Source organism: uncultured Gilvimarinus sp. (assembly GCF_963975215.1).
Lineage (GTDB): Bacteria > Pseudomonadota > Gammaproteobacteria > Pseudomonadales > Cellvibrionaceae > Gilvimarinus.
The window spans coordinates 34,949-48,771 of sequence record NZ_CAXBFW010000026.1 but is presented as its reverse complement, the minus strand read 5'-3'; the positions used below and the strand labels follow the sequence as shown (position 1 = coordinate 48,771).

11 protein-coding genes are annotated in these 13,823 nt (G+C 53.9%); 2 read left to right on the top strand and 9 right to left on the bottom strand.

The features are described from left to right. The coding region (locus AAC019_RS14610) for a beta-propeller domain-containing protein (protein WP_339899831.1) at nt 1-1,987 on the bottom strand (1,987 nt) is incomplete at its 3' end. Nucleotides 1,988-2,057: 70 nt separating this feature from the next. Between AAC019_RS14610 and AAC019_RS14605 the strand changes: the two genes are divergently transcribed. Beyond that, nucleotides 2,058-3,155, top strand: a complete 1,098-nt coding sequence (locus AAC019_RS14605) for a GGDEF domain-containing protein (protein WP_339899830.1) — start codon at nt 2,058-2,060, stop codon at nt 3,153-3,155. A gap of 73 nt (nt 3,156-3,228) precedes the next feature. On the opposite strand, the gene AAC019_RS14600 is transcribed toward AAC019_RS14605, so the two are convergent. From AAC019_RS14600 to tilS, 8 genes are all read right to left on the bottom strand, one after another. Further along, nucleotides 3,229-3,612: a hypothetical protein gene (locus AAC019_RS14600; RefSeq protein WP_339899828.1), complete on the bottom strand. Its 384-nt coding sequence runs from the start codon at nt 3,610-3,612 to the stop codon at nt 3,229-3,231. A gap of 92 nt (nt 3,613-3,704) precedes the next feature. Further along, complete coding sequence (locus tag AAC019_RS14595; RefSeq protein WP_339899827.1) at nt 3,705-4,049, bottom strand: hypothetical protein; 345 nt, start codon at nt 4,047-4,049, stop codon at nt 3,705-3,707. A 140-nt stretch (nt 4,050-4,189) separates the two neighbouring features. Further along, nucleotides 4,190-4,480 (bottom strand): hypothetical protein, encoded by a 291-nt coding sequence (locus AAC019_RS14590; RefSeq protein ID WP_339899825.1) that lies wholly within the window; start codon nt 4,478-4,480, stop codon nt 4,190-4,192. A 104-nt stretch (nt 4,481-4,584) separates the two neighbouring features. After that, nucleotides 4,585-5,001, bottom strand: a complete 417-nt coding sequence (locus AAC019_RS14585; RefSeq protein ID WP_339899824.1) for a hypothetical protein — start codon at nt 4,999-5,001, stop codon at nt 4,585-4,587. 1,164 nt (nt 5,002-6,165) lie between these two features. Beyond that, nucleotides 6,166-7,455, bottom strand: coding sequence for a phosphopyruvate hydratase (gene eno / locus AAC019_RS14580; protein WP_339899822.1), 1,290 nt, complete (start codon nt 7,453-7,455; stop codon nt 6,166-6,168). A 104-nt stretch (nt 7,456-7,559) separates the two neighbouring features. Beyond that, nucleotides 7,560-8,426, bottom strand: a complete 867-nt coding sequence (gene kdsA, locus AAC019_RS14575; protein WP_339899820.1) for a 3-deoxy-8-phosphooctulonate synthase — start codon at nt 8,424-8,426, stop codon at nt 7,560-7,562. A gap of 55 nt (nt 8,427-8,481) precedes the next feature. Then, nucleotides 8,482-10,104: a CTP synthase gene (locus AAC019_RS14570; protein WP_339899819.1), complete on the bottom strand. Its 1,623-nt coding sequence runs from the start codon at nt 10,102-10,104 to the stop codon at nt 8,482-8,484. A gap of 204 nt (nt 10,105-10,308) precedes the next feature. After that, entirely contained in the window at nt 10,309-11,658 is a 1,350-nt protein-coding gene (gene tilS, locus AAC019_RS14565) for a tRNA lysidine(34) synthetase TilS (RefSeq protein WP_339899817.1), read from the bottom strand. Nucleotides 11,659-11,822: 164 nt separating this feature from the next. Between tilS and AAC019_RS14560 the strand changes: the two genes are divergently transcribed. After that, nucleotides 11,823-13,766, top strand: a complete 1,944-nt coding sequence (locus tag AAC019_RS14560; protein WP_339899815.1) for a prolyl oligopeptidase family serine peptidase — start codon at nt 11,823-11,825, stop codon at nt 13,764-13,766. Nucleotides 13,767-13,823 lie beyond the last annotated feature (57 nt).

The window sequence follows — 13,823 nt, the reverse complement described above, 5'->3', positions numbered from 1 at the left end:
CCCCCCAGCCGCTAAACCAAACGTGATTGTCGTGGGCGTAGTAAACCGCATCATCATGCAACAATCCACGCCTTACGCCATCACCGTAATCGTACTGGTTATTACCCGCGGTTTCGGCGACCAGTGTGCCCTTATCAATCATGGCACCATCCGGCCCATCCAGCCCCTTCAACGACACCATTTGCAGGCCGCTGTATTGCCATACGTCGGGTTCGCTGTTCACACTCACCGGAAACGACACGCGCATATCGCCATCCCCCACGGGCAAAAAGTTAAGCGCGCGCAAATCGTATAAGGCCTTACTGTGGCTGCCCCGCTCGCCGATTAACATCTCGCCCACCAATTCAGGTGTGCCCGCGTCCACTTTTACCAGCTGGGCCTTAATGCCTTTTGCCCACCCGGTCTGGTTATCGGCATCCTGCCCCAGGGTAAACAGGTAATTATCGTTAATCGGATGAATGTAAGTCGCAAACCCCGGCACCTCTAACTCACCGCTGATTTTAGGGTCGGCTCTGTCGGACAAATCCAGCACATAGAGCGGATCAACCCGTTCAAAAGTCACCACATAAGCGGTCGGACCGGCAAAACGCACCGCATAAATATCTTCACCCGGCTTACCAATTGGGGCGGGGCGGGCGCTGTTGGGCAACTCGGCCACAATGTCAAAACCCGAGCCCGACTGGCGCAAAATACTAAGGTGGTGCGAAGGCTGATTCCAGTCGCCCCGCGTGGTCACCACCCTTAAGTCGCCGTTGTATTCGTTTACCCGGTAAGGAGCGTCGCCGTTAATATGGCCCAGCACACTGGTGGTAGCGCTGTAGCTGGCGCCGCTATCGGTGAGATCAAACTTGTGAATAATGGTGCGCGATTCGCTCTCGCGCCAGTCATTAGAGGTTAGGTAGAGGGCGTTGGGGCTCATGGTCATGGAGTTAACGCCGGTGCTCAAGCACTCACTGGACACCACTTGCCGGGCGGTTAAATCAATGGCCGTGATATTCACCATAGAATAGTAACCGTGCTCGGGCTGGGTATCGCTGGGGGCGTAACAATCATCGCTTAACGGAGCCGCCATATCGCCCTGACGGTATTGCGGTAACAGTTCGGCAAGCTCGGTACCGCTTAACGCAGCCTCGTTGTCGCTGCGAGCTTGCCCGGCAACTTCCTCAAACTGCAAAGCTGCCAACCAAGGATCATAGCGGGTAATCACGTACAGGGTATCGCCCACCCGGCGGCTGTCGATTAACGTGCCGTCTAAAGAGATAGATGTGGCAAGGGCAGGCGTAGCGGGCTGATTGACATCGATAAACTCAATCTTGAGCTCGCTATTTCCGGGCCCTGGCCAAATACTCATATCCGACGTCGAAAACTCGATACCCCAGCCTGGAAGCTCAGGCTGCATCGCCCCCCAATGGCTACGCATAGCGATCAGGTGCGAGGCAGCATCATTGTCCTTTTGCAGATACAAAGAATAAGCAGGCCCCCAGGAGCCATCATCAAAACTGTAGGTGCCGGCGATTGAAGCGTCAGGAATATCCGGGTTGGTGGCGATAATCTGCACCCCCGGCAACTCACCATTATGGTTTTGTGGTTGATAAGCGACAAACCAGTGGCGGCCATCGTACTTGGCGACATCGGACTCGCCGACGCCCTCAACGTGAACATTGGTATCCGAATAGTGGTTACTATGGCCGCCATTAGCGCCATCGGGCGAAGCAGAAAAGTCGATACCGTCCGACTCGGCGCCACCGGCATAATCATAACGGCTGGCTAACTGCAGGCGCAGGCCATTTTTAACCAGACGCTCAAAGTCATCACTGGATAACAGCGCCAAAGGCGCCTCACTGGGTTCGCTGGGTCTAAGCTGGGTATAATCAACCGAATTGTCAGGCGCCCTAGGCTCAGGATTTGGACCACCGCCACCCGATGACGAGCCGCCACATCCACCAAGCCCTACCGCCAAAATTGCCGCTAACCACTGCGCTCTCATAAGTCACCTTTCCTGGTAATGTTATTCATCCCAGCAGCTTAACGCTTTTTAACGGAGATTCTGTGCGATTTTGTTAACGACGGGAAAGCTTGCGCTATCGCTAAACACCTTTGTATACGCCAGCCACAATGAAAAATCCGCCTGTCAATTTGTCATCCTGGGGGGCATAATTATCACTTTTACCGTGAGCAACCTCATGATCAATCAGCTGCAGGAAAAATATCAACTCTCCTTATTGTGGCTGCTTAGCTCTGTCGCGATTTTGGGGGTTTTTCCGTTTGGGGTTATACGCTACTTAGAGGGTAATCTTACGGCGGCCGTCATCGATATAGCTCTGGTAATCGGCATTCTTGTGCTAGTGGCCTATGCTCATCAATCAAAAAAAATCCGAGTCGTAAGCGCGATATTAGCCATATTTATTAATATCGGTGTAGTAGCCATCGCGCAAGCTAACGGTATCGATAGCTTTTTATGGGTTTATCCTGTTTTTGCCAGTACCTTTATTCTCGTTAAGCCCATTGAGGCACTCAGCATTAACGTAGTCGCCGGGGCTGCTCTCGCCGCCCTATCCGACATCTTTACGGCGGTATCAATCGAATCCTACGCGGTGACCATCTTAATGCTGTCACTCAGCGCCTTTGTCTACGCCAGCCACAGTGAAAAACAGTTTCGATTACTCGACACCCTCAATACCATTGATGCACTAACCGGAGTCTTTAATCGCAGGGCCATGAGCGCGGACATAAAAGCGGCCCTGGCCACCTCAGAGCGCAATGGCACCCAGCAATTACTGGCGATACTGGATCTGGATTACTTTAAGTCCGTGAACGATAAATACGGCCATGCCGCAGGCGACGAAGTACTAATGAATTTTGCCGCCATAATCACATCCAACATTCGCCAATATGACCGACTTTATCGCTTCGGCGGAGAAGAGTTTGTACTATTAATATCCCAAACAAACGATCAACAGCATACCTTTATCAACAATGTAAGGGCGGCCATTAAACAAGGGCTAAAAACACCAGACGGCAAAGAAATAACCGTCTCGTTAGGCGTAGCGCCCTGGACACCAGGCACCACGGAAGACACCTGGCTACAGCGCGCGGATGAAGCACTTTATAAAGCCAAAGCCGAAGGACGCGATCGCACCGTATTCAGCGACTAATGCGGGCATATGGCTCAACTTGGATTAAGTAAACTCTCTCTGTAACTCGAGCCCCGGAGGGGCGATGCTGCTTTTACTTTATAACAGTTTCTTGATCAATAGTTTTAATCTGTTTCTGCGCCTCATCTCTTAGCGCGTAATCTACTTCTGCTAGTTTAGAGAACAGCTGTCTGGCCTCAACAAGCTGCCCGGACTTCACTAGTGCTTTACCGCCAAAATAAAGTGCGTCAACTCTATTGGGATATTTCTCTCGAATTCTCTTAGATTCACGAAGGAGCGCATCGATTTCATCTTTATCCCAAAGCTCAGCCAGACGATCGATCTCCTCCTGTTCTGGCCGATTATACTCTCGACGAAAACTCTTCCAGTTGCAGGTAATGTTAATCCCCAAGAGCAATCCGATCACACCTAGAAGAAGCCAATTTTGAATTATTATAAGATCGAGTTTATCTTCCATTCTTGACCCTCGTATTGACGGCTAATGCTAAGCTAGGTGGCTGCCGAAACGTAGAGTGGGCAGTCCGTATTAAGCGCCTTGTTATAACTTTTTTAGTCACCGCCGCCATCAGAACCACCTCCAAATGATCCGCTATGAGCACCAGGCACTTCTTCGCCATTGCTTCCTGCACCACCAGTGCGAATAGACTTGTTCAATATAACTTTCCTTAAAGGCCATGGGATATAAAACCTATCTATCACTTCTGGGGAATGGCTATTTACCAGAAACAAAATGAAAGTCGCCCCAAAGAACGGAAATAAAACAGCAATGAAGGTTTGCCCCCAACGTTGTATAGGTTCGAGCTCTGGATCTAAGAAAAGGCATGCGATCGCCAATACATTTATCCAAAGCCACATACAGACAATAACAGCTATGATTATTGTTCCAAGATCCATCCTGTTTGGTTCCTTAAAAGTTATCACGCCCAGCACACGCGAAACTGGGTTGGCGTGGTTTTGGTTTAGAGTGTAGCGCCAGCGGAATGGAAACCAAAACCGCGACGGCCCAGTTTTCGCCGTGGTGCTGATTGTTATATTTACCGCGCACTCCCAAATATTTTGGCTACACAACGATCACACCCAAATATAGATGTGATTAAGCCAAGCAATGCTAGCCCGCCAAGAAAGCCGAATAGTGCGTTAAAGTAAATATTCTGAACACCTTCGTTAAGTACAACCTGATGCACAGCATAGCCACCGCCAAAAAGCATGATGGCACTCAAAACCCCTAAAATTGGTCGTTTCCATTTTTTCTGTGGCATGTCGCCCCAAAAGCACACGATGCTATTTAATGTGCAAAGAGAGCACTTTTCCTCGGAGTAGATCATCTAAGACTCGCAAATATAACGCCCGCAGCACGCGCGGCTTTGTAGTGAAGGCGCAGCCGCAACGAAAAAGCCGTCGCTGTGCCTGCGATTGTTATGAGCGGCCTTCATTCTGCGACAAAAGCCTTGACGGACTTGATGCTCAGTGACCTCTTGCAACCTGGAGACAAGCCAGCCATGCAACAGTATTGCAGAGTTATTGCCATGTCGTAGCCCGATGCCGGCATGTGGAGCAAAACACTTGGCGGAGAGCTTCCAACTTTATAGTCCATTGATGAGCTGGAAATTTCATTTTCACCAATGAAAAGCGATGTTTGGACTCGACCCGCTGAGCACTTCTCAAGCTTGCCAGAGAACTCAAGCTGATATAAAACGACATCTGGACTTCCAGAGCCGATCTGCTTCAGCTCGATAGAGTACGCCTCTGCGTTTTTAGGTGTAATTTCTGTATTAGTTGGAAACCCAGCCGCCAATGCACTGCTGTAAAGTATAAAAAGAAGAGCTACAAAAATTTGCCTCAACATAACGCTGGTTTCTCATAACAGCTAATTCATGCGACTAAGTCGCACTTTGTCCCGGCACCCTATCACCGCTAGAAGCTGGCTTAACGTATGCTCGGAGATGCTTGAAAAATAAGAAAAAATAGACATTTTTTGACAGCTCCTTGTCTGGGAAAAGTGCGACTAATGTTAAGTGAGAGTTTAATTTAATCTTTTTTATTCCACCGTGCAAGCTCTACTAACTTATTGAATTGTTTAGAAAATATTATTCTTACACCTCAATTCCATACCTAGCGCTCAAGGGTTTCCCCTGAATACTGGGTGCCGCGTTAATTATCCGATACCAACACGCAAATTCACAGCCAGTTACGAAGTGCCCCTACAGCGCCCGGCGACACGGGCATATAAAAAAGCCCGCTTTAGCGGCACCCCAACCAGATAACGCGATACAACCAAATCAAGTAAGCCACCATAGCACTTCGCTCGCTGGATACCGGCTCAAGGCCGGTATGACGCTGTAAGAAAATGTGCAACAAGTCAGCTACGAAGCACCGCTTTTAACTCCCCCGTAGATACAGCCGAACGGAGGCTTATTTTATCGGTTGAGCACACAGGACGTGTGCGAGAGGATTGTCAGGGCATGGACGCCCTGTCAATCCGTGCCGTTAAAATTAGCTGGAGTGAGGGAACCCGCAGGGCTGGATATGTGGGGGCGCGCCTTTTGAGTACTTTTCGTCGCGAAACGAAAAGTACTTCGCAACGCCCGGCGACACGGGCATATAAAAAAGCCCGCTTTAGCGGCACCCCAACCAAATGACACAATACAACCAGATCAAGTAAGCCACCATAGCACTACGCTAGCTGGATACCGGCTCAAGGCCGGTATGACGATGCAGCTTAGCCGGCGGCTGAGTGTACAAAAAACAGTAGCCAAGTAGCCAACCAACGCAATCGTATGGCCCCCAAGACACTCGGTAGGCACAAAAGCCTCTGGATTCCGGGCCAAGCCCGGAATCACGATAAAACGGTGCGGCCCCAGCCCGAGGCCTGCCCGTATACCCCGGCCATAAAGACAACCCCAAAAACCAAAAAGCCCCGCACTGATTTCTCAGCACAGGGCTTTCTAAAAGCACACGATTAAAACGTGTGCCTTAGCAAAAATTTAAAGCAACTTTCGCTATAACTAGCTTAGGCTTTAAATTCCGCACGGCCTTTATAAGGCGCGCTACCATTCAACTCGGCTTCAATGCGCAGCAGACGGTTGTACTTAGATACGCGGTCTGAGCGGCACAGTGAGCCGGTTTTGATTTGGCCGGCAGCGGTGGCTACCGCCAAGTCGGCGATGGTGGTGTCTTCGGTTTCACCTGAACGGTGCGAGATAACGGCGGTGTAGCCGGCGTCTTGCGCCATTTTAATCGCGTCCAGTGTTTCAGACAGCGAACCGATTTGGTTGAACTTGATCAGGATCGAGTTGGCGATCTTCTTGTCGATGCCTTCTTTTAAGATCTTGGTGTTGGTCACAAACAAGTCGTCACCTACCAGCTGGATTTTGTCGCCCAGGATTTTGGTTTGGTACGCCCAACCTTCCCAGTCGCTTTCGTCCAAGCCATCTTCGATAGAGATGATCGGGTACTTGTTGGTCAGCTCGGCCAGGTAATCGCTAAAGCCTTCGGCGTTGAAGGTTTTGTTCTCGCCAGAGAGTTTGTACTCGCCGTCTTTGTAAAACTCAGAGGCGGCGCAGTCGAGTGCCAGGGTAACGTCTTCGCCCAGCTTGTAACCGGCGTTGGCAACGGCGGTGCCGATAACGGCCAGCGCTTCTTCGTTAGATGGCAGGTTAGGGGCAAAGCCACCTTCGTCACCGACGGCGGTGCTAAGGCCTTTTTCGCTGAGAACTTTTTTCAGGGCGTGAAAAATCTCGGCGCCGGTTTGCAGTGCCTCAGAGAAGGTTTTAGCGCCTACTGGCTGAACCATAAACTCTTGGATGTCGACGTTGTTGTCGGCGTGCTCACCACCGTTGATGATGTTCATCATAGGTACGGGCATGGTGTACTTGCCCGGAGTGCCGTTAATGTCGGCAATGTGCGCGTACAAAGGCACGCCTTTAGCGATGGCAGCGGCTTTAGCAGCAGCCAAAGACACGGCCAGAATGGCGTTGGCGCCCAATTTGGATTTGTTCTCGGTGCCGTCGGCTTCGAGCATGGCGTTATCCAGCGCGCGCTGATCGGTGGCATCCATACCTACCAACAATGGCTTGATGGTGTCGTTGATGTTGGCAACGGCTTTTAATACGCCTTTACCCAAGTAGCGAGATTTATCGCCATCGCGCAGTTCCAGTGCTTCACGCGAGCCAGTTGAGGCACCCGATGGTGCACAGGCCGCGCCTACGGCGCCAGACTCAAGAATCACTTCAGCGCTTACGGTTGGGTTACCGCGGCTGTCCAGCACTTCAAAGGCTTTAATGTCTACTATCTTGCTCATTGGGGATTGGCTCCAATTGTCGTTTCAGTAATGTCGGTTAACTTTACAAATTAGGTTAACGGGTTAACGTGGTGCAGATGTTACAAAATCGGGTTTTGCTGGTGCTATTTAATATCCAGCGGCGCCATGGCTTTTACCAGCGCATCAATGCTTTGCATTTGCGCTAAAAAGGGCTCGAGCTTATCCAGCGGCAAAGCACTGGGGCCGTCGCACTTGGCGTTGTCCGGGTCTGGGTGCGCCTCTAAAAACAAACCGGCTAAACCCAGCGCCATACCGGCACGACCAAGCTCGGCCACTTGCTGGCGGCGGCCACCGGAGGCGGCGCCAAACGGGTCGCGGCACTGCAGTGAGTGGGTCACATCAAAGATGACCGGTGCGCCGCCCGAGGCCTCTTTCATGGTGCTAAAGCCGAGCATATCGACCACTAAGTTGTCGTAGCCAAAGTTGCTGCCGCGATCACACAGAATCAGGTTGTCGTTGCCGCACTCACGAAACTTCTCGCAGATGTTTTTCATCTGGCCGGGGCTTAAAAACTGTGGCTTTTTAATATTAATAACGCTGCCGGTTTCGGCCATGGCCTGCACCAAATCTGTTTGGCGCGCTAAAAACGCCGGCAGCTGAATAACGTCGGCCACTTCACTCACGGGCTGGCACTGATAAATCTCGTGCACGTCGGTAATCACCGGCACGTTAAAGGTGCTTTTGATCTCTTGAAAGATTTTTAAGCCCTCGTCCATGCCCGGCCCGCGAAACGAGTGGATGGATGAGCGGTTGGCTTTATCGAAAGAAGCTTTAAAAACGTAGGGGATACCGAGTTTTTGTGTTGCCTCAACATAGGCTTCGGCAGTGCGCAGCGCTAAATCGCGCGACTCAAGCACATTCATGCCGCCAAACAACACAAACGGTAGGTTGTTGCCGACACTGACACTTCCGGCATCAGTACCGCCAATACGAACAGTTTTATCAGTCACAGAGGAATCCTTACAGTAAAATCCCGCAGCGCCAAGCGTGCGGGATGATCGTATTTTAGCCTTTGGCTTTTAACGTAGCCGCCACAAAGCTGGTAAACAACGGGTGGCCGTCCCGTGGGGTCGAGGTAAACTCGGGGTGGAACTGACAGGCCACAAACCAGGGGTGATCGGCGATCTCGACCACCTCTACCAGGGTGTCGTCCGACGACCAGCCGCCAATACGCAAACCGGCTTGCTGCAGCATATCAACGTAGTTGTTGTTTACTTCATAGCGGTGACGGTGGCGCTCGACAATCACATCGTGGCCGTAAATTTCGCGGGCTTTAGAGTCTTTAACCAAACGGCACTCCTGTGCCCCCAGGCGCATGGTGCCGCCTAAGTCCGATTGCTCATCGCGCTTTTCTACGCGGCCGCTCTCGTCGGTCCACTCGGTAATCAAACCAATCACCGGGTCTTTACAGTTGCGATCAAACTCGGTGCTGTTGGCATCTTTAAGGCCTACCACATTACGCGCAAACTCGATCACTACCGACTGCATACCTAAACAAATGCCCAGATACGGTACTTTGTTTTCACGGGCGTAACGCACGGCGGCCAGCTTGCCCTCGACACCGCGGTTGCCAAAGCCGCCGGGCACCAGAATGGCGTCGGCCGTTTTTAACAGTTCCACGCCTTCTTGCTCAATGCGCTCGGCATCGATGTGATTAATTTTAACGCGGGTGCGGGTGTGAATACCGGCGTGGCTTAAGGCCTCATTAAGCGACTTATAGGCATCCAGCAGCTCCATGTACTTACCCACCATGGCCACGGTAATTTCGTGCTCGGGGTTAAGCTTGCCGTCTACCACTGCGTCCCACTCGGATAAATCCGCCGGGCCGCAGCTTAAGCCGAATTGATCGACCACGATCTGATCGAGGCCAAACTCGTTTAACAAACGCGGAATGGCGTAGATGGTGTTGGCATCGGGCACGGGCACGACGGCATTCATGGCAACGTTGGTAAACAGCGCAATTTTGCGCCGCGAGTCATCGTCAATCGACACCTCAGAGCGGCACAGCAATACCTCGGGCTGCAGGCCAATTGAGCGCAGCTCTTTAACCGAGTGCTGGGTCGGCTTGGTTTTGGTCTCGCCGGCGGTGGCAATGTAGGGCACCAAAGTTAGGTGCACCAGCATAGAATGCTGCGGCCCCAACTCGACTTTAAGCTGACGCACGGCCTCCAAAAACGGTTGTGACTCGATGTCACCCACGGTGCCGCCAATCTCGACCAGCGCGACGTCCACATCGCGGCCGCCCTCTAGGATGCGGCGCTTGATCTCGTCGGTGATGTGCGGGATCACCTGCACGGTGCCGCCTAAGTAATCCCCCCGGCGCTCTTTACGCAGCACCGTCTCGTAGACGCGGCCGGTGGTAAAGTTGTTGCGGCGGGTCATGCGGTTGCGAATAAACCGCTCGTAGTGGCCTAAGTCCAAGTCAGTTTCGGCGCCATCTTCGGTGACAAACACCTCGCCGTGCTGGAATGGGCTCATGGTGCCCGGGTCCACATTAATGTAGGGGTCGAGCTTCATGATGGTGACCGCCAGCCCGCGCGATTCCAAAATAGCCGCCAAAGAGGCCGAGGCAATGCCTTTGCCCAGCGAGGAAACAACACCACCGGTAACGAATATATATCGCGTCATGTAAAGCCTTGTAGAGGTTGATCAGTATGCGGTTAACCAGCACAAAGCCGGCAAGCGGGACCAAAACTGTACGAAACGAGCCGTATAAGGCCTGAAAAAATCGTATAGAACCGCCCTAGAGATGGGGCGCCAGAATACCAGAAAGTGCGCTTAAGCTCAATTACAAAGGAGCAAAAGAAACCGCTAATAGACGGAAATTTTGCCCTAACGGCGCTGCATGTCGGGCCACTGCCAGCAAAGGGCCCAACCGGGCTCCGCACCGCTCGCGGCAAAACGCTGGCAGACCCAGTAATCGCCCACCGCCGCCAACTCACCGGCAATGTAAATAAGGGGCACCCGCGCGCGCAGCCACACCGGCACTTGGTACTCTTGCAGCAACTTTTTAAGCTGCTGTGAATGAGCGCGCCCGGCCGGTTGACAGCGCTCGCCGCCGCAGCGCCACGCCACGGTAACCGTATCGCCCAGCCAGTGTGCGGCAATACCACTGCCGGTTGCCGGGCGCCACTGCACGCTATCGCCACCGGGCAAAGTCAGCGCGGCCGTTGTGTCGACCCAGCTAATGGCCGGCTCGTCAGCTGCAGGCTGCCACTGCAGCGGCAAACTAAGCGCCAAGAGCCGACCGTTAAAGCACTGCAGGCTAACCTGCCCTACCACCACCTCGGCCCGATGAGAGTCTCCGTGCCCTTGCATCAATTGCGCATCAATTTGCCCCAGCGCATTGCGGCTGGGCACCTCGGTAAAGTGGCGCTCTAACCAATAGCGCAATAGGTTGTGTCGCCGCGGCGCCGACATGGCGGCAAGCCCGGCCAACGGCAAGCTAAAACCCGTCGGTACTGCCGCGCTACCTAAACGCGATACATCATCCGCCGCGTACTCGGTAAGTAAAACATCACTGCGCCGCAGCAGATTGGCCGCGTCGGCCAGTGAGCGGGTCACCGCCGGCCAGCGCTGGCGCAGTACCGGCAACACCTGCTGGCGCAGATAATTGCGGTCAAAGCGAACATCCTGATTAGACTCATCTTCCACCCAGGTTAAACCCTGCTCTTGGGCGTAAGCTTCCAGCTCGGCGCGTGTCACTTGTAACAGCGGCCGGTGCAGCCGCGCCTCACCCAGTATTCGGCTGGCGGCCATGCCACTCAGCCCCTTGGCCCCGGCGCCACGCAGCAAGCGGTACAGTACCGTCTCGGCCTGGTCATCTTGGTGGTGCGCCAGCAGCAATACATCAGCCGGCGCCAAACATTGATTAAAAGCCTGATAGCGCGCCTCGCGGGCGCGGGCCTCTAGGTTGCCAGCGGCGGCATCCAGGTCCGGAGTGATTACCGCAAGCTCGACTCCCAACGCCTGGCACTGCTGCTCGCACTGACGTTGCCAGGCGTCGGCATTACCCGACAAGCCATGGTTAACGTGCACCGCCCGCACCGGCCACGCGGGCCGTTGCTGTGCCACCCAGTGCAACAGCACGGTAGAGTCCAGCCCGCCACTAAAACCCACCCAGCAGCAACCGGCTTCAGATGCCTGAAGAACGGCGTGGGGCAAATGGGCGGCTAAGGCCATAGGGGCTCCTTGGTGCGATAGTAAAGGCGGCCTTACAGTAGCTAGGCCGAAGAAACGCTGGGCAACATTAAAACGCAAAAGCGGGCGTAACAAAACGACTCTTGCACCCAGGCGCCACAATCGCTAGTGTTTGCCACCCACTCGACAAATAATTAACGAGCAGCATGAGCAAAGCAAAAGCCGTAAAAACCGCCCCTTATGGCCGCTGGGAGTCTCCCATCGAAGCCAGCACCCTAACCGCTAACGCCGTGCGTTTAGATGCGCCACAGCTGTGCAATGACGTGGCCTACTGGCTGGAGTCGCGCCCGGACGAGGGGGGCCGCAACGTACTGATGCGCCAACAACTGGGCCGCGAGCCGCGCGAGCTGCTAGACGCCAGCACCAGCGTACGCACGCGGGCCAATGAATACGGCGGCGGTGCTTACTTAGCCACCGAAGAGGCGGTATTTGCCGTATTCGATGCCGACCAGCGGGTGTATCAAATTCCGCTTAAGCAGGGCCACTCGCTCACCCCCGCGCCACTCACCCCTAAGGGCGATTACTGCTACAGCGACTTTTGCCTGGATAGCGCGCGCAACCGTCTGATTGCCGTACGCGAGGATCACTCGGGTGCGGGCGAGCCGGCCTGCACCCTGGTTGCCATCGATTTAAACGGCAGCCTGACGGTTACGGTTTTAGTCGAGGGGGCCGACTTTTACAGCAACCCGCGCTTAAGCCATCGCGGCGACAAACTCTGCTGGCTAAGCTGGTGCCACCCCAACATGCCCTGGGACAGCACCCAACTAACACTGGCCGAGCTGGACGCGGGCGGCGAGCTACACAACCCCCAGGTGGTTGCCGGCAGTGATGGCGAATCGGTTTTTCAGCCCAGCTGGAGTCCGTCCGATCAGTTATTTTTTGTCAGCGACCGCAGCAATTGGTGGAACCTCTATCGCCACGATGACACGGGCGCTGTTAGCGTACTGCCGATGGCTGCCGAATTTGCCACCCCGCAATGGGTGTTTGGTATGTCGACTTACGGTTTTTGCGGCGACGACAAAATTCTGTGCACCTTCACTGAAAACGGCCAGTGGCAGCTGGGGCTTATTACCCCCAAAAAGACGCAAAAGGGTTACCGTTTTAGCGCACTTAAAAGCCCCATGACGCAAATCAGTAACATCACCACCAGCGCCGAGCACTTAATGTTTATTGGCGCCAACGCCAATCGCGCGCCCGCGCTGTACCACTTGCTGTCACACTCGATTGGCCACGCTGCCGCACCGCCCATGGCCATTGTGCGCCGCTCGCAGGCGGACATGGTCGAGCCGGCTAATTTGGCCACCCCCAAAGCCGTTAGCTACCCTACCGGCGATGGCGAAACCTGCCACGGTTTTTACTACCCGCCGTGCAACGCCGGCTACCAGGCAGAGCCCGACACCCTGCCACCGCTTATTGTGATGTGCCACGGCGGCCCCACCGGCGCCACCAGCAGTGCGCTCAATTACAAACTACAGTTTTGGACCTCGCGCGGCTTTGCAGTATTGGATGTAAACTACCGCGGCAGCACCGGCTACGGCCGCGAGTATCGCGATAGCTTAAAAAGCCACTGGGGCGTTAAAGACGTCGCCGATGTGGTGGCCGGGGCGCAGTATTTAGTCGAGCAAAAACTCGCGCACCCCGAGCAATTAATTATTCGCGGCTCCAGTGCCGGCGGTTATACCGTGCTGGCCGCGTTAACCTTTAGCGACACTTTTAGCGCCGGCGCCAGCTTATACGGCATTGGCGATTTAACCGCACTGGCCGAAGATACCCACAAGTTTGAATCGCGCTATTTAGATACGCTGGTAGGCCCCTACCCCGAAACCAAACAGCGGTATTTGGATCGCTCGCCCATCGCCCACATCGCGCAATTAAATTGCCCGGTGATTTTTTTGCAGGGCTTAAAAGACAAAGTGGTGCCGCCGGCTCAGGCCGAGGCCATGGTAAAAGCGCTAACCGATAAAGGCATTGCCAACGAGTACGTTACCTTTGCCAACGAAGGCCACGGCTTTCGCGCCGCCGACAGCATTGAAGCGGCCATTACCCGCGAGCTGGCGTTTTACCGCAAGGTCTTAAATTTAGGCGAGTAATATTAGCATTTACCAGGGCCGCAACCGAACGGCGCGGCCCCTATGACACCGCGTTGG

Coding starts and splice junctions, on each gene's coding strand:
- AAC019_RS14600 (WP_339899828.1), bottom strand. CDS start 3,612: ATGGAAGATAAACTCGATCTTATAATAATTCAAAATTGGCTTCTTCTA.
- AAC019_RS14595 (WP_339899827.1), bottom strand. CDS start 4,049: ATGGATCTTGGAACAATAATCATAGCTGTTATTGTCTGTATGTGGCTT.
- AAC019_RS14590 (WP_339899825.1), bottom strand. CDS start 4,480: ATGATCTACTCCGAGGAAAAGTGCTCTCTTTGCACATTAAATAGCATC.
- AAC019_RS14585 (WP_339899824.1), bottom strand. CDS start 5,001: ATGTTGAGGCAAATTTTTGTAGCTCTTCTTTTTATACTTTACAGCAGT.
- eno (WP_339899822.1), bottom strand. CDS start 7,455: ATGAGCAAGATAGTAGACATTAAAGCCTTTGAAGTGCTGGACAGCCGC.
- AAC019_RS14570 (WP_339899819.1), bottom strand. CDS start 10,104: ATGACGCGATATATATTCGTTACCGGTGGTGTTGTTTCCTCGCTGGGC.
- tilS (WP_339899817.1), bottom strand. CDS start 11,658: ATGGCCTTAGCCGCCCATTTGCCCCACGCCGTTCTTCAGGCATCTGAA.
- AAC019_RS14560 (WP_339899815.1), top strand. CDS start 11,823: ATGAGCAAAGCAAAAGCCGTAAAAACCGCCCCTTATGGCCGCTGGGAG.